At 34.8% G+C, this 26423-nt stretch carries 27 protein-coding genes and 8 tRNA genes; 30 read left to right on the plus strand and 5 right to left on the minus strand.

Annotated elements, in window-relative coordinates; all coding sequences use genetic code 11:
• Nucleotides 1-260: 260 nt before the first annotated feature.
• From rpsU to ACOOWA_RS08955, 10 genes are all read left to right on the plus strand, one after another.
• Nucleotides 261-458: a 30S ribosomal protein S21 gene (gene rpsU / locus ACOOWA_RS08910; RefSeq protein WP_034702010.1), complete on the plus strand. Its 198-nt coding sequence runs from the start codon at nucleotides 261-263 to the stop codon at nucleotides 456-458.
• 81 nt (nucleotides 459-539) lie between these two features.
• On the plus strand, nucleotides 540-1427 hold the full coding sequence (locus ACOOWA_RS08915) for a tyrosine-type recombinase/integrase (RefSeq protein ID WP_421374708.1): 888 nt from the start codon (nucleotides 540-542) through the stop codon (nucleotides 1425-1427).
• Complete coding sequence (locus tag ACOOWA_RS08920) at nucleotides 1424-1714, plus strand: HPF/RaiA family ribosome-associated protein (protein WP_421374710.1); 291 nt, start codon at nucleotides 1424-1426, stop codon at nucleotides 1712-1714. Before ACOOWA_RS08915 ends, ACOOWA_RS08920 begins: the two co-directional genes overlap by 4 nt.
• Before the next feature lie 110 nt (nucleotides 1715-1824).
• A tRNA-Thr gene (locus tag ACOOWA_RS08925) sits at nucleotides 1825-1898 on the plus strand.
• A gap of 20 nt (nucleotides 1899-1918) precedes the next feature.
• Nucleotides 1919-1999: transfer RNA gene (locus ACOOWA_RS08930), tRNA-Tyr, on the plus strand.
• Between the two features lie 86 nt (nucleotides 2000-2085).
• Nucleotides 2086-2158: transfer RNA gene (locus ACOOWA_RS08935), tRNA-Gly, on the plus strand.
• Nucleotides 2159-2247: 89 nt separating this feature from the next.
• Nucleotides 2248-2321: transfer RNA gene (locus tag ACOOWA_RS08940), tRNA-Thr, on the plus strand.
• A gap of 20 nt (nucleotides 2322-2341) precedes the next feature.
• A tRNA-Tyr gene (locus ACOOWA_RS08945) sits at nucleotides 2342-2422 on the plus strand.
• A gap of 86 nt (nucleotides 2423-2508) precedes the next feature.
• A tRNA-Gly gene (locus ACOOWA_RS08950) sits at nucleotides 2509-2581 on the plus strand.
• A 40-nt stretch (nucleotides 2582-2621) separates the two neighbouring features.
• Nucleotides 2622-2693 (plus strand) — tRNA-Thr (locus ACOOWA_RS08955).
• Between the two features lie 103 nt (nucleotides 2694-2796).
• On the opposite strand, the gene ACOOWA_RS08960 is transcribed toward ACOOWA_RS08955, so the two are convergent.
• Nucleotides 2797-3741: an ISAon1 family transposase gene (locus tag ACOOWA_RS08960; RefSeq protein WP_421374626.1), complete on the minus strand. Its 945-nt coding sequence runs from the start codon at nucleotides 3739-3741 to the stop codon at nucleotides 2797-2799.
• 28 nt (nucleotides 3742-3769) lie between these two features.
• On the minus strand, nucleotides 3770-4123 hold the full coding sequence (locus tag ACOOWA_RS08965; protein WP_421372726.1) for an ISAon1 family transposase N-terminal region protein: 354 nt from the start codon (nucleotides 4121-4123) through the stop codon (nucleotides 3770-3772).
• Between the two features lie 307 nt (nucleotides 4124-4430).
• Here ACOOWA_RS08965 and ACOOWA_RS08970 point away from each other — a divergent pair, with 307 nt between their 5' ends.
• From ACOOWA_RS08970 to ACOOWA_RS09010, 9 genes are all read left to right on the plus strand, one after another.
• Nucleotides 4431-5111, plus strand: coding sequence for a response regulator transcription factor (locus tag ACOOWA_RS08970; protein WP_421374712.1), 681 nt, complete (start codon nucleotides 4431-4433; stop codon nucleotides 5109-5111).
• Nucleotides 5112-6476, plus strand: coding sequence for an ATP-binding protein (locus tag ACOOWA_RS08975; protein ID WP_421374714.1), 1365 nt, complete (start codon nucleotides 5112-5114; stop codon nucleotides 6474-6476).
• A 240-nt stretch (nucleotides 6477-6716) separates the two neighbouring features.
• Nucleotides 6717-7493, plus strand: a complete 777-nt coding sequence (locus tag ACOOWA_RS08980) for an SDR family oxidoreductase (RefSeq protein ID WP_421374716.1) — start codon at nucleotides 6717-6719, stop codon at nucleotides 7491-7493.
• A gap of 5 nt (nucleotides 7494-7498) precedes the next feature.
• Entirely contained in the window at nucleotides 7499-7945 is a 447-nt protein-coding gene (locus ACOOWA_RS08985) for a DUF2147 domain-containing protein (RefSeq protein ID WP_421374718.1), read from the plus strand.
• Nucleotides 7946-7979: 34 nt separating this feature from the next.
• A complete protein-coding gene (locus ACOOWA_RS08990; RefSeq protein ID WP_421374720.1) occupies nucleotides 7980-8333 on the plus strand; it encodes a hypothetical protein in 354 nt (117 codons plus the stop codon).
• Nucleotides 8334-8336: 3 nt separating this feature from the next.
• Complete coding sequence (locus tag ACOOWA_RS08995) at nucleotides 8337-9251, plus strand: helix-turn-helix domain-containing protein (RefSeq protein WP_421374722.1); 915 nt, start codon at nucleotides 8337-8339, stop codon at nucleotides 9249-9251.
• Between the two features lie 148 nt (nucleotides 9252-9399).
• The gene (locus tag ACOOWA_RS09000; protein WP_421374724.1) at nucleotides 9400-10641 is read left to right on the plus strand and encodes a TolC family protein; all 1242 of its coding nucleotides are present in this window, start codon (nucleotides 9400-9402) and stop codon (nucleotides 10639-10641) included.
• 11 nt (nucleotides 10642-10652) lie between these two features.
• On the plus strand, nucleotides 10653-11735 hold the full coding sequence (locus ACOOWA_RS09005) for an efflux RND transporter periplasmic adaptor subunit (RefSeq protein ID WP_421374726.1): 1083 nt from the start codon (nucleotides 10653-10655) through the stop codon (nucleotides 11733-11735).
• A 202-nt stretch (nucleotides 11736-11937) separates the two neighbouring features.
• Nucleotides 11938-15039: an efflux RND transporter permease subunit gene (locus ACOOWA_RS09010; protein WP_421374728.1), complete on the plus strand. Its 3102-nt coding sequence runs from the start codon at nucleotides 11938-11940 to the stop codon at nucleotides 15037-15039.
• Nucleotides 15040-15131: 92 nt separating this feature from the next.
• Here ACOOWA_RS09010 and ACOOWA_RS09015 read toward each other — a convergent pair whose 3' ends face one another.
• Nucleotides 15132-16637, minus strand: coding sequence for a DUF4394 domain-containing protein (locus tag ACOOWA_RS09015; protein ID WP_421374730.1), 1506 nt, complete (start codon nucleotides 16635-16637; stop codon nucleotides 15132-15134).
• A gap of 249 nt (nucleotides 16638-16886) precedes the next feature.
• Here ACOOWA_RS09015 and tuf point away from each other — a divergent pair, with 249 nt between their 5' ends.
• From tuf to nusG, 4 genes are all read left to right on the plus strand, one after another.
• On the plus strand, nucleotides 16887-18101 hold the full coding sequence (tuf, locus tag ACOOWA_RS09020; protein ID WP_066678598.1) for an elongation factor Tu: 1215 nt from the start codon (nucleotides 16887-16889) through the stop codon (nucleotides 18099-18101).
• 52 nt (nucleotides 18102-18153) lie between these two features.
• Nucleotides 18154-18224 (plus strand) — tRNA-Trp (locus tag ACOOWA_RS09025).
• Between the two features lie 12 nt (nucleotides 18225-18236).
• Nucleotides 18237-18443, plus strand: a complete 207-nt coding sequence (gene secE, locus ACOOWA_RS09030) for a preprotein translocase subunit SecE (RefSeq protein WP_034679301.1) — start codon at nucleotides 18237-18239, stop codon at nucleotides 18441-18443.
• Between the two features lie 19 nt (nucleotides 18444-18462).
• Nucleotides 18463-19005 (plus strand): transcription termination/antitermination protein NusG, encoded by a 543-nt coding sequence (gene nusG, locus ACOOWA_RS09035; protein ID WP_421374733.1) that lies wholly within the window; start codon nucleotides 18463-18465, stop codon nucleotides 19003-19005.
• A gap of 114 nt (nucleotides 19006-19119) precedes the next feature.
• Here the strand turns inward: nusG and ACOOWA_RS09040 are convergent, their stop codons facing one another.
• Nucleotides 19120-20064 (minus strand): ISAon1 family transposase, encoded by a 945-nt coding sequence (locus tag ACOOWA_RS09040; protein ID WP_421374626.1) that lies wholly within the window; start codon nucleotides 20062-20064, stop codon nucleotides 19120-19122.
• A 28-nt stretch (nucleotides 20065-20092) separates the two neighbouring features.
• A complete protein-coding gene (locus ACOOWA_RS09045) occupies nucleotides 20093-20446 on the minus strand; it encodes an ISAon1 family transposase N-terminal region protein (protein ID WP_421372726.1) in 354 nt (117 codons plus the stop codon).
• Between the two features lie 737 nt (nucleotides 20447-21183).
• On the opposite strand from ACOOWA_RS09045, the gene rplK reads away from it, so the two are divergent.
• From rplK to ACOOWA_RS09080, 7 genes are all read left to right on the plus strand, one after another.
• The gene (gene rplK / locus ACOOWA_RS09050; RefSeq protein ID WP_034679146.1) at nucleotides 21184-21630 is read left to right on the plus strand and encodes a 50S ribosomal protein L11; all 447 of its coding nucleotides are present in this window, start codon (nucleotides 21184-21186) and stop codon (nucleotides 21628-21630) included.
• A gap of 11 nt (nucleotides 21631-21641) precedes the next feature.
• The gene (gene rplA, locus ACOOWA_RS09055) at nucleotides 21642-22334 is read left to right on the plus strand and encodes a 50S ribosomal protein L1 (protein WP_055983824.1); all 693 of its coding nucleotides are present in this window, start codon (nucleotides 21642-21644) and stop codon (nucleotides 22332-22334) included.
• A gap of 17 nt (nucleotides 22335-22351) precedes the next feature.
• A complete protein-coding gene (gene rplJ / locus ACOOWA_RS09060) occupies nucleotides 22352-22936 on the plus strand; it encodes a 50S ribosomal protein L10 (RefSeq protein ID WP_421374736.1) in 585 nt (194 codons plus the stop codon).
• Nucleotides 22937-22984: 48 nt separating this feature from the next.
• Nucleotides 22985-23353 carry a 50S ribosomal protein L7/L12 gene (gene rplL / locus ACOOWA_RS09065; RefSeq protein ID WP_055983830.1) on the plus strand — a complete coding sequence of 123 codons (369 nt, stop codon included), beginning with the start codon at nucleotides 22985-22987 and terminating at the stop codon, nucleotides 23351-23353.
• A 320-nt stretch (nucleotides 23354-23673) separates the two neighbouring features.
• On the plus strand, nucleotides 23674-24090 hold the full coding sequence (locus ACOOWA_RS09070) for a hypothetical protein (RefSeq protein ID WP_421374738.1): 417 nt from the start codon (nucleotides 23674-23676) through the stop codon (nucleotides 24088-24090).
• Between the two features lie 827 nt (nucleotides 24091-24917).
• On the plus strand, nucleotides 24918-25541 hold the full coding sequence (locus tag ACOOWA_RS09075) for a hypothetical protein (RefSeq protein WP_421374740.1): 624 nt from the start codon (nucleotides 24918-24920) through the stop codon (nucleotides 25539-25541).
• Between the two features lie 61 nt (nucleotides 25542-25602).
• On the plus strand, nucleotides 25603-26421 hold the full coding sequence (locus ACOOWA_RS09080) for a hypothetical protein (protein WP_421374742.1): 819 nt from the start codon (nucleotides 25603-25605) through the stop codon (nucleotides 26419-26421).
• The last annotated feature ends 2 nt before the right edge of the window (nucleotides 26422-26423 follow it).

The following is a 26423-nucleotide window of genomic DNA, read 5'->3' on the forward strand; positions in this document are numbered from 1 at the left end:
ATGATTGTTTAGCTTATGGTTTAAGTATCGGTTTTTAGTTTGTTTAATTTGATTTACAAATTTAAATAAATAGGGTTGTAAAAATAAAAATTTTATTGATTTCATTTGAATTAATAAAATAAATTCAGAATCACCTCTCACAAAGGGTTTTTGTTCGGTTTTAAATATTGAAATAAATTAAAATTGAATATTTTTCTATCATAAAGTTTGCAGTTTAATAAAAAACGCTTAGTTTTGCAATCCAAAATGAGATGTAATATATGTTAATAATTCCAGTAAAAGACGGAGAGTCTATCGACAGAGCGTTAAAAAAATATAAAAGAAAATTTGACAAAACAGGTACTGTTCGTCAATTAAGATCAAGACAAGCTTTTATCAAGCCTTCTGTAACTCTTAGACAAGCTAGATTAAAAGCGGCTTATAAGCAAAGAGGATTAAGCAAGGAAGAGCAGGCTTAAGATATTTTCTTAAACACATACTAGATCACTTCTTAAATAAATTTATTTAAGAAGTGATTTTTGTTTTATATTTACAAAAGTATGCGAGAGAAATTTTTAGACTATTTACAATTAGAGAAGAGGTATTCACCTCATACTATTATAAGCTACCGTCGTGATCTCGACGATTTCTATTCTTTTTACCTTGAAACAGAATCTTCAGAGAACCTTCTCAAGGCTGATAAAAAAATAATCAGAAATTTTGTGGTTCAGCTCAGTGAGAACGGTATTTCGAAAAGAACAATCAACAGAAAGCTTTCCACCCTTCGCAGTTTCTATCTTTTTCTTTTAAAATTAGGCGAAATTAAAGTTTCCCCGGTAGAAAGTATATCGTCATTAAAATTCTATCCCGAAAAGCAAATTCCCATCTCTCAGGACGAAATGCAGGTTTTACAGACTGAAATTTTTGATGAAGTAGAAGACGTGCTGGAAAAATCGATCGTCGAAACTTTATATCAAACCGGAATAAGAAAATCTGAGCTTTGTGGCTTAATATTTGAAAGTGTAAACTTAGAAAGTAATGAGCTTAAAATCTTAGGAAAGGGTAATAAAGAAAGATATATACCTATTTCTGAAAGTTTAAGTGCTTTACTGAGAGACTATTTAAAGATAAGAAAACCATTGGATGATTTTAAATCTTATTTTTTTATCAATAAAAAGGGAAAAAAACTCACAGAAAAATTTGTCTATGTAGTAGTTAATAAGTACCTTAGTCTTGTAACTTCGAAAGAAAAAAGAAGTCCTCATATTTTAAGACACAGCTTCGCGACGCATGTTTTAGACAATGGGGCAGAGATATCGAAAGTAAAAAAAATATTGGGTCATTCTAGTCTTGCAAGCACACAGGTGTACACTAATGCCAATATAGAACAGTTGAAAAAAGTGTTTAATCAGGCTCATCCAAGAGCAATTAAAAAAGAAGAATTATGAAGATTTCAGTACAAGCAATCGGCTTAACTCCACACGAACCACTAGAGTCTCATGTAGACAAAAAAGTAAGCAAACTAGAAACGTTTTATGATAAACTTCAGGAATGCAAAGTATTTTTAAAAGTTGAAAACAATTCTGATAAATCAAATAAGACCACTGAGCTGATTTTGGTCGTTCCGGGAGACGATATTGTGGTTAAAAAAACATCAGCAAGTTTTGAGGAGAGTTTAGATCAATGCGTTGATGCTGCTAAGAAACTGTTAATCAAGAAAAAAGAATTAGCTTAATAAAAAAAGTAAAAAAACTTTCTAAAAAGTTTGAGAATTCAAAAAATCCGTTCTATATTTGCACACGCAAAAAAGGAATAGAGATCTTTTGAATTCTTTTTGTTTTATAGGCTTCCATAGCTCAGTTGGCTAGAGCAGCTGATTTGTAATCAGCAGGTCGTGGGTTCGAGTCCCTCTGGAAGCTCAATTTAATATAAAATATCTGGGGAGATTCCAGAGTGGCTAAATGGGACTGACTGTAACTCAGTTGCTTCGGCTTCGCAGGTTCGAATCCTGCTCTCCCCACGTTTTATATTACAAAAAAAGTTGCATAAATAAAGGATTTTTCCTAAGTTTGCACAGCGTTTACCAATAATTTTGGAAACAAAATTGCGGAAGTAGCTCAGTTGGTAGAGCGTCAGCCTTCCAAGCTGAATGTCGCGAGTTCGACCCTCGTCTTCCGCTCAATTTCACAGTCTAAAGGCGTGATTTTTTTAACTGCTGATGCAGCACAGAGTAGATTTTCTCTGATAGCTTTCAGTTTTTATTAAATTGCTTCCATAGCTCAGTTGGCTAGAGCAGCTGATTTGTAATCAGCAGGTCGTGGGTTCGAGTCCCTCTGGAAGCTCAATTTAATATAAAATATCTGGGGAGATTCCAGAGTGGCTAAATGGGACTGACTGTAACTCAGTTGCTTCGGCTTCGCAGGTTCGAATCCTGCTCTCCCCACGTTTTATATTACAAAAAAAGTTGCATAAATAAAGGATTTTTCCTAAGTTTGCACAGCGTTTACCAATAATTTTGGAAACAAAATTGCGGAAGTAGCTCAGTTGGTAGAGCGTCAGCCTTCCAAGCTGAATGTCGCGAGTTCGACCCTCGTCTTCCGCTCAACAGAAATCATGCTTTTTAGTATGATTTTCTTGTTTAAGCCGACTTAGCTCAGCGGTAGAGTGCTTCCTTGGTAAGGAAGAGGTCACGGGTTCAAGTCCCGTAGTTGGCTCATTATTTAACACATTGTTTTTCAATGTGTTTTTTTATTTATATCAAACTGATTCTAATGTTTGATTTCTGAAAAATCTTGGATCAGTAACAAAATCTGGGGACTAAGCAAAAAGTTTTGACAATCTGAATAAGAAAAATGATTTGTCCCTTACTCCTCGAAGTTGCATTCTGAAGTTTTTGATTTTAGCGTTAAAGCTTTCTGCAGAGGCATTGGTACTTCTTTGTTCAAAATAGTTAAGGATATCATTATAATGATTCATAATAGTATTTTTGAGTATAGAAAATGATTTAAAACCGGATTCTTCTACGTCTTTAAACCAACGAGCCAATTTGAGCATGGCTACAGACTTTGTCATGTTTTGGTTGTAAATTTTCCTGAGATTATCCGATAAGTTGTAAGCTTTTTCCAAGTCCGGATATTGAGAAAATAAAATTTTGGCTCTGGCAGATTGGTTTTCAGTCCATTTTTCTCTGCTTTTGTAGAGCAAATATCGGCTTCTGGCTAAAAGTTGTTTTTGGGTATCGCCATTTTCAAAGATTTCGATTTTCGCTCTTGCTTTGGTTTCTTTTGCGGTTTTTAATGCTTCATTTTCCTTGTCTATGGCTGCCCAACGATGTTTGATTCTTAATTCCTGAACAGCTTCGATGGCTAGTTTTTGTACATGGAAACGGTCGACAACCTGCACGGCATTGGGAAAACACCGCTTGGCAATAAGCTTCATAGAGCCCGCCATATCCAAGGTAACCTCCTTTACCTTTTGCCTTAATTTTCTGCTTATTTTTAAGAGTTTATCAATAACATCTTCGCTTCTTGTTCCTTTAATGACGGCAACAATACTGCCTTTCCTGCCCTTGGCATGCTTGGATGTAAGCACGGTGTAAAGTTCGCCCTGAGACAAGGCTACTTCGTCTAAAGAGAGTTGTGAGAGGCAGTTTGCGGGGTATAAAATGTAATCTTCGGCATGGGATTTCTGGTTCCAGTCTTTAAATTCACTGAGGGATTTTTTGTACTGTCTGCGAAATTTCTTTCCGTTGACACCATACATCTCGCCAATGATTTCCAAAGGAAGCGCTTTAGTATCGGCTGATTTTTTTTAAGAACTCTGCAAAATCCTGTGTCATGCGAGTGCCTTTAGCGATGAGATTCCAATCTCGTTGAACAATATTTCCAGACTTCATATCCGTCCATCTTCTACGCTTAATGTTGAGTTTTACGGCTTTGCCACGAAGCGGAAAATCATCAACGGCAATTTCTTCGTGAAATCCTTTCGATTGAAGATTTAATGAGGAAAACTCTTTAGGAACACTGTTTTTTTCTTCAAAGTAAAGATGAAGAAGTCCTTCTTTTTCTTCAGATTTTACGAAATCGAAATACGCCACTAAATATTCGGGAAGTAACAGTTTTAATAATTCTTGATCTTGAGACATGAAGCAAAGTTAAAAACTTTCAACAATTCTCCCCAGGTTTTGTGATTGATCCAAAATCTTTCAACTATATTCATACCAGGTTGTTTTAATATTTTTTAAATATTTTATTCTAATTGATGGTCTAAATATTAGCTTAAACTAAACCTTTCAAAGTTTAATATTATTTTAATCAGTCTTAATATATGCTTCAAAATACTTTAGCAATAAGTCTTTAAATAGTTAAAATAATTTAATAACGGTATATTACAAGCTTTATTGATCGTTTACTGTTGAAAATTTCATTAAATTCGTGATAAATACTTTCCGAATGAATATTCTTTTACTGGAAGACGACCTGATTCTTTCTGCTGAACTGAGTAAATTTTTAGAATCGAATCAATTTACGTGTGACAAAATTTATGATGGTGAAACCTTTCTCCGTCAGATAAAAAACAATTCTTACGATTTATATCTTTTAGATATCAATGTTCCGAAGATTAACGGGCTTGATGTTTGTCAGACAGTGAGAACTTTCGATAAAAATACACCTATTATTATCATTTCGGCTTACGGAGATATTTCAGATAAAAAAGATGCATTTACAAGACTGGCAGATGATTATTTGGTAAAACCGTTTCAGTTTGAAGAACTTTTGTTGAGAATGAATTCTCTTTTAAGGAGAAAAGCTCCTTCAGAAAATGTAGATTCAGATATTATAAGAATCGATGATTTGATTATCAATAAAACCGAGCAAAAAGTTTTCCGTTCAGGTAATGAAATTGCTTTGACTTTAAAAGAATTCCAGCTTTTGGTTTATCTCGCAGAAGCACAGGGAAGAACAGTTTCCAAGCAGCAGATTACGGAAAATGTGTGGGAGCATAATTTTAATACCAATACCAATACGGTAGAAGTTTATATTAATTTCCTCCGAAAAAAAATTGACAAAGAATATAAAGTGAAACTTATCCACACGAGGTCTGGTTTCGGATATTACTTAAATCCTTTATAAATGTCTTTAAAAAGAAAAATTGCGCTTACTTTAAGTATTTCGTTTTCATTGCTTTTTGGGATTGTACTGATTATTATTTATCTTTCGTTTGATGACTTCCGACGTGAAGAATTCAAAGATCGATTTGTAAGAAGATTAGGATTCACCACCAATTTTATTTCAAAATCTAAAAACTTTGAAGAAGAGGCACCCATCTTTTTCAATGAAAACTCAGACAATTTCCTTCTGAACGAAACAATTTTAATTTTTAACGGTCAAAAAGAACTTATCTACAGCACCATAAAAGATCAAAAAGTAACTTGGGATAAAAATTTATTATCTGAATTAGACAAAGAAAAAGATATTTATAAAGAAAAAACAATACCTGAAGTTTATGCTTCACTTAAAAATATCAATGGTGAAAATTATTACATTCTCACAAGTGCATATGATACTAATGGACGATCAAAACTGGCATATCTGAAATATCTTTTAATAACGGCATTCATTACATGTACATTACTGATTGGGTTTTTCTCTTACTATTTTATGGGAAAATTTCTCCAGCCTCTGGAAGATTTGAACAAAGAAATTTCCGAAGTTACCGCTCATAAATTAACGAAGCAAATTCCGGTGGAACAGTCGAATGACGAAATCAGTATTTTAGCCAGTTCATTTAATACAATGATTTCAAGGCTGAATGATGTTTTCCAGTCTCAGAAAGACTTTACGGCAAGCGCATCCCACGAAATCAGAACGCCGATTACGAGGATGGCTTTTCAGCTTGAAAATTTAATAAAACTCGAACAACATTCTCCGGAAACACTTTCTGCCTTAAAACAGATGTCTAAAGATGTCTATCAATTATCAGATTTAACGAATTCTTTATTGCTTCTCACAAAATTCGATAAAGAAAATATTCAGAGTATTTACGAAGAAGTGCGAATTGATGAGGTTATTTTTGAATCTTTTGATCGTGTACAAAAAAGCTACCCCAATCTGAAGATGGATTTTGGTATCTCAGAAGAAACGCAGGAAAATGCTTTCCTTACTATTAATGGCGTTCAATCGCTTTTAGATATTGTATTTATAAATTTACTTAAAAATGCAGCCGTTTATTCTGATAATGCCGATGCAAAGATTCTCATCACCGAAAACGAAAATCATCTTATCATTGATGTTACTTCAGAAGGAAATACAATTTCTTTAGAAGAGCAGCCCAAACTTTTTGATGCTTTCATGCGAGGAAATAATTCTCAGAATATTTCCGGTTCCGGCTTAGGCTTGAGAATCGTAAAAAGAATTTTAGAATATCATGGAGCTGATATTTTATATTCGTCACCGTCTGAAAATTTAAATAAGTTCAGTATTGTTTTTAATAAATAAATTTTAAAAATTCGATTTCTCGCAGATTAATATGATTTTTCAGACATTAAAGAATCAGCGTAATCTCCCAAATCTGCAAGAGCCTTTCGGTAAATATTTCCCTACTTCTTCATTGATAAAATAAAGAATTTAAGATTTTTAAGGCACATTTAACTTCCTTTTCAGCTACAACAACCCGACTTTTGGCTACATCGTTTTTCTACGGCTTGCAGAACTTTGCAATATCAAAAAGAAAAACAAATGGAACTAAAAAACAGCACCGTTCTCATCACAGGCGGAACCAGCGGAATAGGTTTGGAACTCGTAAAACAATTAACAGAACAAGGCGCGAAAATTATCGTCACCGGACGAAATATCGAAGCTTTATACAATGCGAAATCAATATTCCCAAACATTCATACTTTCCAAAGTGATGTAAGTAATCCGAAAGACATCAAAGATTTGTATGAAACAGTTACCACACTTTTCCCGGATTTGAATATCATCATCAACAATGCAGGTTTGATGAGGTTGATAGATTTGCAGGATACAAGTTTAGACCTGGAAAATATCAACCGTGAAATTTCTACCAATCTTTCCGGAACCATTCAGATGGTACATCAGTTTCTTCCCCATTTGCTTAAAAAGAAATCAGCTGCAATTGTAAATGTTTCTTCAGGCATTGCTTTTATGTCTTATTCTTCTGCACCAATTTACAGTGCCACAAAAGCTGGTGTTCGTGCTTATACGCAGGCTTTGAGATTGCAATTGGAAAACACCAATATCAAAGTTTTTGAGATGATTCCTCCCGGAGTCAATACCAATCTGCAAAACGAATGGGCAGTAAAACCTAATTCGAGAATGATGATGGATGTTGATAAAATGGTAAATGTTGTCATTCAGGGCATGCTGAAAGATAAAAAAGAACTCAAGCCTCCAATGATTGGCATCATTAAATTAGCAACAAGGCTTTTCCCAAATATGATGCTGAATTTCGGGCATCGTGAATTTAAAAAAATTAAAAATCTTCAAAATTAATTGCAATGAGAAAACTATTTTTTATAATAACGATGATTCTTATTTCATCCTTATCATTTGCACAAAAGCTTACAGCAGATGAGATTATGGGAAACTGGGAAAGCATTGACGGTGATATAAAATTGAAATTTGAAATCTTCCGGCAAAACAAAAAATATTTCGGGAAACTTCTCTGGGCATCTAATATGTTTGAAGCTGACGGAAAAACCCCGAAAAAAGATTTTAAAAATCCTGATGTAAAATTAAAAAACCGTTCCCGTCAGAATATTGTGAACATCACCAATCTCACATTTGAAGATGGTGAATATTCCGGAGGAAAACTGTACAATCCGACTGACGGTAATTTTTACAACCTGAAAGCAAAGCTCACCGATATTAATAATCTCCAGTTCAGGGGATATATGGGAGTTTCACTTCTCGGGAAAACAATGAAGTTCAGAAGAATACCATAATTTTTTTTTAAATTTATCCTAAAATAAAAATACAATGATAAAAAGTATAATTTCTTTAATATTACTGATTGCTTCTGTCTTTCTAAATCTAAAGCACGGCTGGGAAAGTCTCCATTATAAAAACAATCCGCAGTCTCTTAAGATGATGAACGAGTTGGGAATCAGCGAAACTTACATTCCCGTCCTGGGTGTTTCTATCATTTTAATCGCAATTTTACTTGTCATTCCTAAGACTTTTTTTCTCGGAAATGTTCTCAATGCAATGTCGATTGTATTGATTATGGCCTTAGCAATGAGAGCAGGAAATTTTAAAATGGTTTTAATGGAAATTCCTTTTCTGATGATTCCGTTGATTATGATTTGGCTGAAATATCCTTTTAAAAACTGATTCATGAGTTCTAAACCCATTCGTTTTACAACCATTACAGAAGCGCACCGTGCATTTGGTTTGCCAAGTCCGGAACATCCGCTGATCAGTGTTTTGAATTATGCAGACTTAAACATTCCAACCAGCAATGAGGAAATCAGTGCAACATTCGATTTCTACTACATTTCACTTAAAAAAGGATTTACAAACAAGCTTTTTTATGGTCAGCAAACTTACGATTTTGATGAAGGAATGCTTTACTTTATTGGTCCGAACCAGGTTTTAAGAGGAGCCGGACCGGAACCGGATGATGACCTTTCCGGCTGGGTTTTGCTCATTCATCCCGATTTTCTCTGGGGAACTTCTTTGGCAAAAACGATTAAGAAGCATGAATTCTTCGGATATTCTGTTAATGAAGCATTATTTTTGTCGGATAAAGAAAAAAATATTCTGAATGGAATCGTTGAAATTATTCAAACTGAATATCAGGCAAATATTGATAAATTCAGTCAGGATATTATGATTTCGCATCTGGAAACTCTTCTCAATTATTCCGAAAGGTTTTACCAAAGGCAGTTTCTTACCAGAAAAAAGAGCAGCCATAAAATTCTGGAGCAAATGGAAGAGATTCTGCAAAATTATTTTAATGATGAAGATTTAGTGTCGAAAGGTTTACCGAGTGTTCAGTTTGTAGCAGATTCACTCCATATTTCGGTAAAATATCTGGGAAGCCTTCTGAAACAGTTGACAGGTCAAACCACTCAACAGCATATTCACGAAAAACTGATTGAAAAAGCGAAAGAAAAACTTTCCACTACCGAATTATCGGTCAGTGAGATTGCTTACGAACTTGGTTTTGAGCATTCTCAAAGTTTCAGCAAACTATTCAAAAGTAAGACCAGTCAAAGTCCTTTGGAATTTCGGGCTGCATTTAATTAGAAATATTATTTTACTGGTGTGCAACTAAAAACTTCTCTCATCCTGATGGAAGTTTTTCTTTGTAAAATTCACAATTTAATTTTTTTTTAAGCCTCCTTTAAGTTCGTTTTAATCGAGCAACCGCATTTTTGTCATCAAAATTGAGAGAATGAACAAAATTGCAGGACTGTTTGTGGTTATTTCTTCGGTCATCACCGCACAGCAGCAAATGTCGCTTTTGGAATGCGAAAATGCCTTTCAGCAAAACAACCTCCAGCTTCTTGCTGAGCAATACAGCATCAACATGGCAGATGCAGATATTCTGCAGGCGAAAATATGGGAACTTCCACAGATGAGCGGTTATATTAACGGCTATAACCCGGAAGATAAAAGGTTTTTAGACGCAGGAAGAGCAAAAGGTTTTGAATTTACCCAATTGATTTACATGGGTGGCAAAAAGAAAAATGAAATTGCTTTTGCAAAATCAAATAAAGAGCTTTCACAATTGCAGTTTTCACAACTTTTGGTTGAGCTGCGAACCCAGCTTCACACCAATTACTATGATTTGTATTACGAAAAACTTAAGCTTGAAAATACCAACAAGCAATTGGGCTATATGAATGACCTTTTGAAGGCATATAAAGTGCAATCTGCAAAAGGAAATGTTTCGCTGAAAGATGAAGTAAGACTTCAAAGTATCGTTATTCAGTTAAACAATGATAAAGTAGGAATCAATAAAAATATTCTTGAATTCGAGCAGAATTTAAAAGTTCTTACAGGAATCACCGAAAAAATAGAACCACAGATTTCAGAAGAAGAAGCGCTCAATATTTTGGCGGCACAGCCTTTTGGTGATGAGGCAGAATTAAAAAGAAAGGCTTTAGAAAATAATGCAGATTATTTATTCATTTTAAAACTGATTGATAATTCTAAATTATTTGCACAATGGCAAAAGTCTTTAAATGTTCCGGATTTAAATGTCGGAATGGAATACGATCAGGCTTCAGGAACTTTTAATAATGAAATCAATTTAAAAGTAGGAATTCCGATTCCTTTGTGGAAAAGCAATAAAGGGAATGTAGAGAAAGCCAATTTCGCCATCAAACAAAATCAGAAAAATGCAGAGTTTCAAAAACTCGATTTGGAAACGAAGGTAGAATCTGCCTTTCAAATCTGGAAAACCCAATACGAACAGTTAGCCGAAATAAAAGCAACCGACCTGAGTAATCTAGATTTGGTCTACAACGGAATGCTGAAAAACTTCAGAAACGGAAACATCAGTTTAATCGAATTTACAGATTTCATGGAAAGTTACCGCCAAACGGCACTTCAGATTTACGATATGAAAAACGAACTGATACAGTCTGCGGAAAAGCTTAATCAATTGGTACAAACTAAAATTTTCTATTAAATAAAATCTCAATGAAAAAAATAATTATACCCTTATTTTCAGCTTTCCTTTTATGGTCATGCTCAAAGCCTGAAATTGCCAAAACTCCCGAGCCAAAAGGTTTTGAACTGAGCAATACCATGCTTGAATCTATTTCCACAGCAAAAGTAGAAAACAGAAACATAGAAGATTCTTACAGTTTTTACGGCAAAATTGCTGCAGATGCCAATTCATATATTGATGTTTTTCCTCTGGTTGGCGGAAACGTAATGAGCGTAAATGTAGAATTGGGTGATTATGTGAAAAAAGGCCAGGTTTTGGCGACCATCCGAAGTACAGAATTGGCAGACATTCAAAAAGATTTGAGTGATGCTAAAACCGATTTATTGGTTGCACAAAATAACCTGCGTGTTGCCAAAGAAATGTACGAAGGAAAACTGAATACCGAAAGAGATGTTTTAGAAGCAAAAAGCCAGGTACAAAAAGCACAGGATCAAATGCAGCGATCATCTGCAGTAAGTACTGTTTATAATGTTAAAAACGGAAATATTTACAGTGTTTTGGCGCCAATTAGTGGTTATATCGTGCATAAAGACATCAATAAAGATATGCAGCTGAGAAGCGACCGGAGTGAAAATATTTTCGATGTTGCCAATACCACCAATGTTTGGGCAATTATGAACATCAGTGAATCTGATATTGATAAGATAAGTCTCGGAATGCCGGCTCAGGTTTCCACATTGTCGTATCCCGATAAAGTTTTTAACGGAAAAATAGATAAAATATTTAAAATTATCGACCCGCAAACCAATGCAATGCAGGCAAGAGTTGTTCTGGATAACGCCAACGGATTATTGATTCCCGACAGTAAAGCAACGATAAAAGTTTCAAAGTCTGAAAATAAAATGGCACTTTCTATTCCTTCTAAAGCAGTGATTTTTGATGATGACAGGAGTTATGTGGTGGTTTTTAAATCAAGAACAGATGTGAAGATTAAAGAAATTCAGGTTTTGCAACAGCTGGGTGACGTTACCTACATTTCGGAAGGTCTTAAAGAAGGTGAAAATGTAATTACCAATAATCAGCTGTTGATTTACCGTTCGCTAAACAATTAATTTATTTCGGCCATTAAGATTTGAAACAAGTAAGCAATTAAGACAAATCTGTTATTTAACTATAAAAATCTGAACATCTTTTTGATGTTTCTTAATTCAGCTTTTAAGTTTCATTTTCTTAATGGTTTTTTTAATCTTTTAGATACAATAAACATTAGTGATTAGACTAAAATCTAAAACCTAATATCAAACATCTATTCACATGAATAAATTCATAAAAAATATAATTTCCTTTTCACTCAAAAACAAAGCGTTTACCTTTATCTGGGTCGCAATTTTGGCAGTGGCGGGATTTATCAGTTTTAAAAATATGCCGATTGAGGCATTTCCCGATGTAACGAATACACAAATTGTTATTATCACGCAATGGGACGGAAGAAGTGCCGAAGAAGTCGAACGTTTTGTAACAACTCCGATTGAACTCGCAATGAGCCCGGTTCAGAAAAAAACGAGCGTGAGAAGTACAACGATGTTTGGACTTTCTATTGTGAAAATTCTCTTTGACGACGGTGTTGACGATATGTTTGCCCGGAATATGGTCAACAATCAGCTTCGGAACATCAGTCTTCCTGAAGGAATCGATCCCGAAGTTCAGCCGCCTTATGGGCCGACCGGAGAGATTTTCAGATATACTTTAGAAAGCAAGAAAAAAGATTCCCGGGAATTGTTGACATTGCAGAATTGGGTAATCGACAGAGCGCTTCGTGGCGTTCCCGGCGTTGCAGACATCAATGTCTTCGGTGGTCAGGATAAAGTTTTTGAATTGAGTATCGATCCGAGAGCTTTAGATAAATATAATTTAACGCCGCTTCAGGTTTATGAAGCCGTGACGAAAAGTAATTTAAATGTTGGTGGAGATGTTATCGAAAAGAACGGACAAGCCTACGTTGTACGAGGAATTGGTTTGGTACAATCTACAGATGATATCGCCAACATTACCATTCAAAATGATAACGGAAACCCAGTTTTGGTAAAAAATGTCGCTGAAGTCCATGAAAGTTCAAGACCAAGAGTGGGGCAGGCTGGATTAAACAATCAGGACGATACTGTAGAAGGAATTGTTGTGATGCGGAAAGGCGAAAACCCGCGTGAAGTTTTGGTAGGTGTAAAAGCCAAAATTGCCGAACTGAACGATAAAATTCTTCCAAAAGATGTAAAAATGGTTACTTTCTACGACCGTGATCACTTGATGGATTTTACCACAGAAACTGTAATGCACAATTTATTGGAAGGAATTATCCTTGTCACGGTGATCGTTTTAATTTTTATGGCAGATTGGCGAACAACACTTACGGTTTCCATTATTATTCCGCTCTCATTATTATTTGCATTTTTATGTTTAAAACTTTGCGGAATGAGTGCCAATTTATTGTCTCTGGGAGCGGTAGATTTCGGAATTATCATTGACGGAGCCGTCGTCATGGTTGAAGGTATTTTCGTAATGCTTGATCACAAAGCCAAAAAATACGGTCCCGAAAGATTCAACAAAATGGCAAAAGCAGGTTGGATAAAGCAGACAGGAACAGGTTTAGGAAAAGCAATTTTCTTCTCAAAATTAATCATCATCACCTCATTGATTCCGATTTTTGCATTTCAGAAAGTGGAAGGAAAAATGTTTTCACCTTTGGCATTTACACTCGGTTTTGCCTTGATGGGAGCTTTGATTTTCACTTTAACTTTAGTTCCTGTGTTAACACATTTACTTTTAAATAAAAATGTGAGGGAAAAAAACAATCCGTTTGTGAATTTCTGGGACAGAATTGTTTTGAAAGGTTTCAGATTTACCTTTAAAAATAAGAAAATAAGTTTAATTGTTTCTGTTTCGATTGTTGCCGTGACTTTATTTTCAGGGAAATTTTTAGGAACAGAATTTTTACCGCAATTAAATGAAGGTTCGCTTTGGATTACTGCCGAAATGCCGATGAGTTCCTCTTTAAAAGAATCTTTGAAAACAGCAGATATTTTAAAGAAAGACATTATGAGTGTTCCCGAAGTGACAGATGTTTTGGCTCAAACCGGACGAAGCAACGACGGAACAGATCCGAACGGATTTGGATTTGTACAGTTTGCGGTTAATCTGAAAGATAAAGATGAATGGACCCGAAAGATCAGTTACGAACAGTTAACGGAAGAGATTGATAAAAAACTGAGCAAATATCAGGGAATTACTTTCAATTATTCCCAGCCGATTTCTGATAATGTTGCTGAAGCAGTTGCCGGATTTAAAGCTGAAAACGGAATTAAAATTTACGGTGACAATCTCCATACTTTGGATGAACTGGCGGATAAAGTTTTAAAATCAATAAAAGATGTGGATGGAGTTCGTGATGCAGGAATTATTAAAAATATTGGTCAGCCTGAAGTCAATGTGGTTTGGGACAGGAATAAAATGGCAGCTTACGGCGTGATGCCAGAAGACGCACAAACCGTTCTGGAAATGGCTTTTGGAGGAAAAACAGCTTCGGAAATGTACGATGGCGAAAGAAAATTGCCGATTCGTCTGCGTTATTCCCAAGAGTACAGAAAAGATGAAAATGATATTGCTTCACTGATGATTCCTACACAGGACGGATCGATGATTCCGCTGAAGGAAGTAGGCACAATCGAAAAAAATAATGGTGCTGCATTTATTTACAGAGATGATATTAAACGGTATATCGGAATTAAATTTTCGATTCGTGACCGTGATTTGGGCGGAACAATTTCTGATGCCCAAAAAGAAGTTGCAAAAATTGACCTTCCTGAAGGGTATAAAATCGGCTGGACCGGTCAGTTTGAAAACCAGCAAAGAGCAACGAAAAGATTAACGGAAATAGTACCAATCAGTATTTTAGGGATATTTTTCCTGTTGTTTATTCTTTTTGGAAACATGAAAGATTCATTCTTGGTGTTGGCAAATGTGCCTTTTGCTTTAATCGGAGGAATTATTGCACTGCATTTAACAGGAATGAATTTTGGAATTTCTGCTGGAGTCGGAATGATTGCTTTGTTAGGAATCTGTATTCAAAACGGAGTAATCCTAATTACAGAATTCCATCAAAACATAAAAGACGGACTAAAATTGGATGAAGCTGTTTTGAATGGTGTAAAATCCCGGACAAGACCTGTAATCATGACCGCTTTAATGGCATCCATCGGACTTTTACCAGCTGCACTATCCACCGGAATCGGCTCTGAATCTCAAAAACCTTTAGCAATTGTTATTATTGGAGGTTTAATTACAGCAACTGTTCTTACTCTTTTAATCTTTCCAATCATCTTTTGGATTTTTAACAGAAGCAAAAAGACAGAGGAAATTATTTAAAAATTATCTTTCATTTACATTATATCGTTTGAAGGGCTGAAAAAATTAATTTTCAGCCCTTCTTTAATAATAAAAACTATGTTTGAATATGTTTAGAAACCAAGTCCTACTGTGAATCCTCTTACGGTATTAGGATAGTTTGACATAAAAGTTGCTGCTCCGGTAGTCGTATTCACGTTGTACAATTTAGTTTCTGAGCCCACTGTTGCAAGCAAATAAGCTTTTTGACTTGTACTACCGATATCGAAACCGTTTGCTGCGGTAATATTGATACCTAATGAACCTACTTCCACCACTGTTCCGTTGTTTGGTGGATTTTGCAGATACAATTTATCAGTAGAATGATCAATTACAAATAGGGAAGTGGTCGTTGCTCCTGCAAAATTATTAGTATAAGCTGCTGCACCTAATGTAATAGTTGTAGGATTAATTGCTCCATCAACTGCGGTGACACCTCCTGTAATTGGATCCAATCTTAAATTTTGCCCTAAATTACTTACCACTCTGATTTTATCAACCGTCGGATTAAAATCAAAACCGAATTCTGTTCCCACAAGCAGAGTTGTAAGTTGTCCTGAGCCGACCTGTGTTGCAGCTCCGGTTCCTAAATTAATTGTATAAATTCTGCTTGTACTTCCTAAAGCATATAATTGTCCGTTCAAGGGTCTGAAATCTATACCTAAAATATTTTCACCTGTCTGAAGTCCTGTGATCGCTTTTGCAACGGGTTGAGGATTATTAGGGTTAAAAATTTGAATAGAATTTGCCTCATTTACAGCATACGCTACAGGATTTGTTGGAATGGCCAAATCAAGAATTTTCATTGAAAGATTTCCGATATTTGTTGCTTTTCCGTTAGATAAATCAACTCTGTATAGGCTGTTCTGACTTCCAGATGTTGCTGCCATTAATGCAACTGTATTTTCTGGATTAATATCGAAGGCGGCTTGTCCGGTAAAAGTAATACCTAAACTTCCTACTTCAACCAAAGTTCCGTTGTTTGGCGGATCTTGTTTAAATAATTTTCCGGAAGTCGCATCCAAATCATACAAAACAGTTGATGTAGCACCTGAAACACTATTGGTATAAGCAATTCCTGTAATAGAGGACGAAGTTGCAATACTGGTGTCCATAGCAGCAAGAGCTCCGGTTTCAGGATGTAAACGAAGATTTTGACCGGTATTGGTTACCAGTCTGATACGGTCTACTGTAGGATTAAAATCAATAGAAGCAATTGTGCCTGAAATTGTTGGTGTAAAAGCAGTTGTACTCACAGCCCTTGTATTTCCAGTTGAAGTATTGATAATATAAAACTTACTTGCATTAGAAACAGCGTAAAGCTCTCCTGTTGCGGGTCTGAAATCAATACTTAATAATTTTTCTCCTGAAGACAAGCCCGTAATTGCTTTTGAAGTAATAGAGGCAGAATTATTTGAATTAAAAGTCAATAACTGATTGTTATCAGCCAATCCGTAAACCATCATGTCGGGACCCGGAGTAATCAATTCAGGAAGCATTTCTTCCACCTCATTATCATCACAAGAGATTACCGAGACAAACGTAAATGCAGCTAAGCAGATATAGGATAATTTTTTCATAATAATTTATTTTAAGGTTTTTGTAAATGTATATACGATGGAAAATTATCTGTGGATTTTTGTAAACACTTTTTTTTAATTCATTTTTTTGTTTAAATTTGCACTTCTGTTTACAGAAAAAGATGAGGTTTGCGAGTTTCTTGCTTTGTATATAAAAGTTTTTTTGATAAAAAGATTTTGGTATATAAAAATTCATTATATTTGCACACCGAAAATTTGAATAAAACAATAAAATAAATAATTTAAATCATGGCAAAGGAAACGTTTAATCGTAACAAACCACACTTGAACATTGGTACTATTGGTCACGTTGACCATGGTAAAACTACACTTACTGCAGCTATTTCTGCTGTATTAGCGAGCAAAGGTCTTGCTGAGAAAAAAGATTTCTCTGCTATTGACTCTGCTCCGGAAGAAAAAGAAAGAGGGATTACTATCAATACTGCTCACATCGAGTACGAAACTGAAAAAAGACACTACGCTCACGTTGACTGTCCAGGTCACGCGGATTACGTAAAGAACATGGTAACTGGTGCTGCTCAGATGGACGGTGCTATCGTTGTATGTGCTGCTACAGACGGACCAATGCCTCAAACTAGAGAGCACATCCTTCTTTGTCGCCAGGTAAACGTACCAAGAATTGTTGTTTTCATGAACAAAGTTGACATGGTAGATGATGCTGAGTTATTAGAGCTTGTTGAAATGGAATTAAGAGACTTATTGTCTACTTATGAATTCGACGGTGATAACTCTCCAGTAATTCAAGGTTCTGCTCTTGGTGCACTTACTGCTGCTACTGCAGAAGGAGGTCCTAAAAGTGATGACCAGTGGTTTAAATCTGTTGAGCAATTGATGGATGCTGTTGACGAATGGATCGAGCAGCCGCCAAGAGATACTGATAAGCCATTCTTGATGCCAATCGAAGACGTATTCTCTATTACAGGTAGAGGTACTGTTGCAACTGGTAGAATCGAAGCTGGTATTATCAACACAGGAGATCCTGTAGATATCATCGGTATGGGTGAAGAAAAATTAACTTCTACTATTACTGGAGTTGAAATGTTCAGAAAGATCTTAGATAGAGGTGAAGCTGGAGATAACGTAGGTCTATTGTTGAGAGGTATTGAAAAAACTGACATCAAGAGAGGTATGGTAATCGCTAAGAAAGACTCTGTGAAGCCTCACAAAAAATTCAAAGCTTCTGTTTATATCCTTTCTAAAGAAGAAGGTGGACGTCACACTCCATTCCACAACAAGTACCGTCCTCAGTTCTACGTAAGAACTACTGACGTTACAGGTGAGATCTTCTTACCAGAAGGTGTAGAAATGGTAATGCCTGGTGATAACTTAGAGATCACTGTAGAATTGTTACAGCCAATCGCTCTTAACGTAGGTCTTAGATTTGCGATCAGAGAAGGAGGTAGAACAGTTGGTTCAGGTCAGGTTACTGAAATCTTAGACTAATCATCTTAATATAAATAAAGTTCCGTAGGGAAACTTACGGAACTTTTTATCTACGGGCATCGTCCAATGGTAGGATACCGGTCTCCAACACCGTTGATCAGGGTTCGAATCCTTGTGCCCGTGCAAATATAAATTATGAGTTCATTTGTTGATTTTTTAAAAGGTTCTTATAACGAATTTAGACATAAAGTTGAATGGCCAAAATGGTCAGACTTACAGTCTTCTACAATTGTAGTTACTGTTGCAACTGTTATTTTAGCGTTATTTACTTTTGGTGTTGATGAGTTGTTTTCAAAAGCAATCAGTAACATCTTAGGAATATTGATTAACAGCTTCAACTAACAAAAAGTAATTTCCCATAATGAGCGAATTAAAATGGTATGTGCTGAAAGCAATCAGCGGACAGGAAAATAAAGTGAAAAACTATATTGAGACAGAAATCAAACGTTTAGGGTTTGAGCAGTACGTTACTCAGGTGGTTATTCCTATGGAAAAAGTAATTCAGCTTAGAAATGGCAAGAAAGTTCCTAAAGAAAGACCTTATTACCCAGGTTATCTGATGGTTGAAGCAGATTTAATGGGAGAGATTCCTCACGTAATTAAAAATATTCCGGGCGTAATTTCTTTCTTAAGCTTAACTAAAGGTGGAGATCCTGTACCAATGAGAAAATCTGAGGTAAACAGAATGTTAGGTAGAATGGATGAGCTTTCAGAATTTGCTACTGATGCTGAAATTCCGTTCATCGTTGGTGAAAACGTTAAAGTGATCGATGGTCCTTTCAACGGATTCAACGGAACAATTGAAAAAATTCTTGAAGATAAGAAGAAAATTGAAGTTTCAGTTTTAATCTTCGGAAGAAAAACTCCAATGGAGCTAAGCTTTATGCAGGTAGAAAAAGTTTAATACTTTTTAAAATATAAAAAACCAATCTGAATTCCAGGTTGGTTTTTTTGTGTTTTGGAAACTGTAGCTTTTTATTATAATCACTTATTACGGATCAGTAACAAAATCTGGGGACTAAGCAAAAAGTTTTGACAATCTGAATAAGAAAAATGATTTGTCCCTTACTCCTCGAAGTTGCATTCTGAAGTTTTTGATTTTAGCGTTAAAGCTTTCTGCAGAGGCATTGGTACTTCTTTGTTCAAAATAGTTAAGGATATCATTATAATGATTCATAATAGTATTTTTGAGTATAGAAAATGATTTAAAACCGGATTCTTCTACGTCTTTAAACCAACGAGCCAATTTGAGCATGGCTACAGACTTTGTCATGTTTTGGTTGTAAATTTTCCTGAGATTATCCGATAAGTTGTAAGCTTTTTCCAAGTCCGGATATTGAGAAAATAAAATTTTGGCTCTGGCAGATTGGTTTTCAGTCCATTTTTCTCTGCTTTTGTAGAGCAAATATCGGCTTCTGGCTAAAAGTTGTTTTTGGGTATCGCCATTTTCAAAGATTTCGATTTTCGCTCTTGCTTTGGTTTCTTTTGCGGTTTTTAATGCTTCATTTTCCTTGTCTATGGCTGCCCAACGATGTTTGATTCTTAATTCCTGAACAGCTTCGATGGCTAGTTTTTGTACATGGAAACGGTCGACAACCTGCACGGCATTGGGAAAACACCGCTTGGCAATAAGCTTCATAGAGCCCGCCATATCCAAGGTAACCTCCTTTACCTTTTGCCTTAATTTTCTGCTTATTTTTAAGAGTTTATCAATAACATCTTCGCTTCTTGTTCCTTTAATGACGGCAACAATACTGCCTTTCCTGCCCTTGGCATGCTTGGATGTAAGCACGGTGTAAAGTTCGCCCTGAGACAAGGCTACTTCGTCTAAAGAGAGTTGTGAGAGGCAGTTTGCGGGGTATAAAATGTAATCTTCGGCATGGGATTTCTGGTTCCAGTCTTTAAATTCACTGAGGGATTTTTTGTACTGTCTGCGAAATTTCTTTCCGTTGACACCATACATCTCGCCAATGATTTCCAAAGGAAGCGCTTTAGTATCGGCTGATTTTTTTTAAGAACTCTGCAAAATCCTGTGTCATGCGAGTGCCTTTAGCGATGAGATTCCAATCTCGTTGAACAATATTTCCAGACTTCATATCCGTCCATCTTCTACGCTTAATGTTGAGTTTTACGGCTTTGCCACGAAGCGGAAAATCATCAACGGCAATTTCTTCGTGAAATCCTTTCGATTGAAGATTTAATGAGGAAAACTCTTTAGGAACACTGTTTTTTTCTTCAAAGTAAAGATGAAGAAGTCCTTCTTTTTCTTCAGATTTTACGAAATCGAAATACGCCACTAAATATTCGGGAAGTAACAGTTTTAATAATTCTTGATCTTGAGACATGAAGCAAAGTTAAAAACTTTCAACAATTCTCCCCAGGTTTTGTGATTGATCCCTTATTACCAATATGTAGAACCTTTATTTTGTGATATCCATCTATATCTCACAACAAACTCTGATTCACCATATTATCAATTATTTTGAGCCGAACGCTAATCGTTCCAGAGTTTACTGATGTGTCAATTCCTATTCATACAGCGATTGATATTATTGGGGATTATTATTTTGGAAATTGCTATGAGATCTTGTCCACAAATATAAAAATTGAAATTCCCCTCACTTCAGAGAAAGTATCAATAAAATTATGGAAAATTTTACTGGAACACTACTTGGTAACTGATAAAATTGTTACGAGAAGATCGGTGCAAAAAAAATAAAGGTTTTGCAACAGATGATTTGTATGTTCAGACAAGAATAAGATGACTGTCAGAAAACCTTCGCAGCCGCTCTTTAATTTTAAATTCAACATTTAAACGGCAAGGAAGTGAGGGGTTAATGCCGGATTTTTTCAACATAAATTAATCACTCATTATCTTTTAAGCTGAATTCTGTTCCATCTTATTTTTTGTCCTGTAATTAATTTGCTTATTTCTGAATTTTAATCAGTTAAGTATTTGCTATTTCAAAAATATTTCATAATTTTGCAATCCGAAAAGTAGGTTTACTTTATGTGAGTGTGGTAACCTGCTGAATAATAATGCTTCCAAACTCATTAATTATTCAAATTTAAAAAACAAAAAATGGCTAAAAAAGTCTTTAAAATGGTTAAGCTCCAAGTAAAAGGAGGAGCAGCAAACCCATCTCCACCGGTAGGTCCAGCTTTGGGTTCTGCAGGTGTGAACATCATGGAGTTTTGTAAGCAATTTAACGGAAGAACTCAAGATAAGCCAGGACAAGTTTTACCTGTAGTAATTACAGTGTACGAAGACAAATCTTTTGAATTCGTAATCAAAACTCCTCCTGCAGCAATCCAGTTGATGGATGCGGCTAAAATCAAGGGTGGTTCTGGAGAACCAAACAGAAACAAAGTAGGTGCTGTATCTTGGGCTCAGGTTCAAAAGATCGCTGAAGACAAGATGACTGACCTTAACTGTTTCACAATGGATTCTGCAGTTTCTATGGTTGCAGGTACTGCTAGATCTATGGGATTAAGAGTAACAGGAACTAAACCAACTTTTAACGCTTAATACTTAGAGAAATGGCAAAATTAACTAAAAAGCAAAAAGAAGCTGCTAGCAAAGTAGAAAAAGGAAGAATCTATAACCTTGAAGAAGGTTCTGCTCTTGTAAAAGAGGTGAACACTGCAAAGTTTGATGCTTCTGTAGATATCGCTGTAAGATTGGGTGTAGATCCAAGAAAAGCAAACCAAATGGTAAGAGGTGTAGTATCTCTTCCTCATGGAACTGGTAAAGATGTTAAAGTTTTGGCTTTAGTAACTCCGGACAAAGAAGCTGAAGCTAAAGAAGCGGGTGCTGATTATGTAGGTCTTGACGAATATTTACAAAAAATCAAAGAAGGTTGGACAGATGTTGACGTTATCGTTACGATGCCGGCTGTAATGGGTAAATTAGGACCATTAGGTAGAGTTTTAGGACCAAGAGGTTTGATGCCTAACCCTAAATCAGGTACTGTAACGATGGAAATTGGTAAAGCAGTAACTGAAGTAAAAGCTGGTAAAATTGACTTTAAAGTAGACAAATACGGTATTATCCATGCTGGTATTGGTAAAGTGTCTTTCGATGCTGCTAAAATCAAAGAAAATGCTCAGGAATTGATCTCTACTTTGATCAAAATGAAACCTACTGCTGCTAAAGGTACTTATGTGAAGTCTATTTATTTATCTTCTACAATGAGTCCTGGTATTGCAATCGATACTAAAGCTGTTAACTAATACTAAATCCTAAGACAATGACAAAAGACCAAAAAGTTGTAGCGATACAAGAGATCAAAGACTTGCTTCAGGATGCTAAAGTAGTATATGTTGCAGATCTTGAAGGATTGAATGCTGGTAAAGCTTCAGACTTCAGAAGACAGGCTTTCAAGCAAAACATTAAAGTAAAAGTGGTAAAAAATACACTTTTGCAAAAAGCAATGGAACAAATTGACGGAGTAGATTTCTCTGAAATGTTTGGTACTTTCAAAGGTAACTCTGCTTTAATGATTGCTGAAACAGCAAACGCTCCGGCAAAATTAATCAAAGACTTCAGAAAGAAAGATGAAAAGCCTGCTTTAAAATCAGCTTTCGTACAGGAAACATTCTATGTTGGTGACAACAACCTTGATGCTTTAGTAAGCATTAAGTCTAGAGAAGAAATGATCGGTGAAATCATCGGATTACTTCAGTCTCCAATTCAAAGAGTTGTTTCTGCTCTTCAAAACAAATCTGAAACTGCAGATGCTCCAGCTGAAGAAGCTGCACCTGCTGTGGAAGAAACTCCAGCTACTGAAACTCCAGAAGCTGCTGCAGAAGGAGAAGCTCCGGCTGCAGAATAATTAGACTCTCAAAAAAATCAATCAATAATCAACAAAAACATTACAACAATGTCAGATTTAAAAAATTTAGCTGAAACGCTAGTAAACTTAACAGTAAAAGACGTAAACGAATTAGCAACTATCCTTAAAGACGAGTATGGAATCGAGCCTGCTGCTGCTGCAGTAGTAATGGCTGGTCCTGGTGCTGGTGAAGCTGCTGAAGAAAAGACTGAATTCGATGTAATTCTTAAGTCTGCAGGTGCTTCTAAATTAGCTATCGTTAAATTGGTAAAAGATTTAACTGGTGCTGGTCTTAAAGAAGCTAAAGACATCGTAGACGGAGCTCCTTCTGCTATCAAAGAAGGAATCTCTAAAGACGAAGCTGAAGCTCTTAAGAAACAATTAGAAGAAGCTGGTGCTGAAGTAGAATTGAAATAATTTTCAATTTTTAAATATTAGGAAGCGGTAAACTTAGTTTATCGCTTCTTTTTTTTGATTCCAATATTGAAATGTATAGAAAATTTCCGTAGTTCAATTGTGCTCATTATTTGTCCTGTTGATACTTATTAATAAATAGAATTTAAGATCAATTAATTGTGAATTATGTGAAATTATTTAATACTAATCCTTTAATTGATTAATAATTTTCAAGAATACATCATAAAATGTAAAAATAAATTATGATTTTAGTCATAAACTTCTGTACATTTGCAGTGAAGATATCCAGCGAAAGCTAAAAAAATATTTTCTTGATACTTTTGAAAAAAATAAATAATTATAATATTGTAAAAGCATTTTTTACAGGAATTTTATTGATTTTAATTTCGGTAAGTTGTAATTTACAGGCACAGTCTAAAGATTCGGTAAAACAAATTGCCAAACCAAGTATAATTTTGAAGGATGGTGCAACGCTTTTTTCTGCAGACAATTCTTTTAACAGCCAGATTTCGGATAACAAAATTGTACATGATAAAGCAAGCATTGCCAGACAGGATAAAAAAAAGGATTCAAAAAGACTTGAGATGTCTACTCCCAAAGAATCTGACAAGAAAGTTGGTAAAGATAAAGATGTAATAAAGCAAAATAATAATAGAAAAATTATAGAAGACAGTACCAAAAAAAGGAAAAAAATATCAATTGTTTTTGAGAATTTTTGCCGGTCAAATTATTGTTAAAACTATAGCAGCTAATTAAAATAAAAACTGTAAAACCCTTGGTAGAAATACTGAGGGTTTTTATTTAATTATTTAGAATATTGTTGATTTAACTTAATGAAAAATAGTTTACGGTTAATCTTTAATAAAGTTATGGGTAGTTATTTAGCTAATTAAGACGAATTTATTTTAATTCTAAGAAATTGGAATTCAAAATATCTGAATAAGGTCGATTATATCTTTCTTTATCATAATGAATTGAAATTTGAAAATAAAACATTTGTTTTTAATTAATAAATTAAATATCTGATTATAAATCAGTTGAGATTTGTAATCAGATGTATTTGTAAATTTTTACGTCAATATTTATAAATGCTTCCAACAACAACTTGCCTGAAAATTTTGGTGATCCTATATTTGTTACATCAATAACAAGACATCAAATCAACATTATAAAAATTTCATCATTCAGTTTTCTTGTAGAATATCAGGGCTCACATAGTCTAGGGAAAAGAGCCCTGTTGTCTACAATTTTTCAAATTTAAGTTACAAACTATTAAGATAGACACCAACCATTACATTATATTGATAGAAAAAACCGGATCTGTAAAGATGCGGTTTTTCTGTTTGTAATCATAAAAATATTCATCTCAAAATAATATTGTCTTGTAATTACCTTTCAATCAATTATCTTTATATAAATCAGATGATAAAATTTACATTATTAACAATAAAATAATGGATAGATATGTAAATAATGATTAATTTTGCAATGGTAAAAAATTAAGATTGGAAATAGGTCTACACGTGCTTTATATGATTACGAATAATTTAAACTTTATTATAAGGTGAGAGTTTTTCGTGGTCTTCTTGTAGCTCTATTGTTTTTAATTTGTGCATTCTCATATGCACAAGAAGGTTTTGGGAATAATACATCTTCAGTTATCACTTTAACAGATGGAGTTACTGTTTATTCATCAGACCAAAATTTTAATAAACAGATCAAACATAAACATGTAGGGATTGATAATGCCGAAATTGTAATTAAGAGAATTTCAGAAGATAAAGAAATTTTAATTGCAAAGACCTTCAAAAATCCTTTTGTCCCCGGAAAAAAATTAAAGAATAAGCCGAAAGAAAATCACAAAAATTTTCAGAGAGATAACATAAAAGCAATTAAAAAGCATATTGCTGAATATGAGAGCCGAAAGGGATCTTTCGAATGGATTGATTATAAGGTGTTTCCTTCTTCTGAAAAGTTTATAATGTCATCTCATATCAATCAGGATTATGTAGTACCAAATTTTGGGCAACATAATTTTTCTGATGCAGATGCTCATCAAAATCAATATATTGTAAAAAGTGCACTAGACTTTTTACATTCTCAAAAATATCGATACTACAATAATAAATCATTAGATTTTTGTTTCTCTCAGGTCTTTTCTGTAAGACCACCACCATTTGGTTGTTAATTCATATGTTATAAAACTGTATATATTACAGATAGATTCTTATTAATTAAATAAACTTAAAATGTATAATATATTCAAATTATTATTCCTCTTCATATGTGGTTATTCTTGTGCGCAGATAGGAATTAATACAACCACTCCAAGAGCTGTCTTGGATGTAAATGGTGATATTGCACTCCGAAAAGCGCTAAGTATTGGAGGTACTGATGTTGCCAATGGTAATACAGGAAATATTGACCAGATTTTGGTTTCGCAGGGAACAGGAAATTCTCCAGTCTGGAAATATGCCAATGTTCCTTTTATGGAAAATTCTCAGTATAAATTAATCAATACATATCTGAAAAACGATAACACGGGAATTACAACCCTTTCAAATGGTGTTGCTGTTTCAACGCCGCTTACTAGTAGTTTAAATGAAAATTTTGATGCTTTAAAATGGGTTAAAATTGCAAACTTAAATACTTCGATTGATGTTAAATCGGCTCAAAATAAAGTTACTTATCAATTTCAATCAGGAGTTGAGCTGGTAAATAAATCAGTAGCATCCGGAGCATCTGTAGAGTATATTTGCGGAATTTTTAAAGATAATAAATTGGTTGCACTGCGACCGGATGGGATCAGTACGGTAGATACAAGTCCGGTACAGGGTATATTTACCTTAAATTATACCGAAGAAAATATCCCAGTGGGAGTTTACACTTTGGAAGTGGCATGCCGTAAGACAAAATCATCCGATGTTACCAATAATTATTTTAGGATTGGAATCAATATTCCTACCTATGGCCCTGCGCCCGATACTACAAGTACTTCATCAAATGCTTTTGCACTAAGATCATTATTCAAAATTGATATTGCACAGCTCGTAACCTATACAAACTAAAA

This window comes from Chryseobacterium sp. GP-SGM7 (assembly GCF_049166575.1).
In the GTDB taxonomy this organism is placed as follows: Bacteria; Bacteroidota; Bacteroidia; order Flavobacteriales; family Weeksellaceae; genus Chryseobacterium.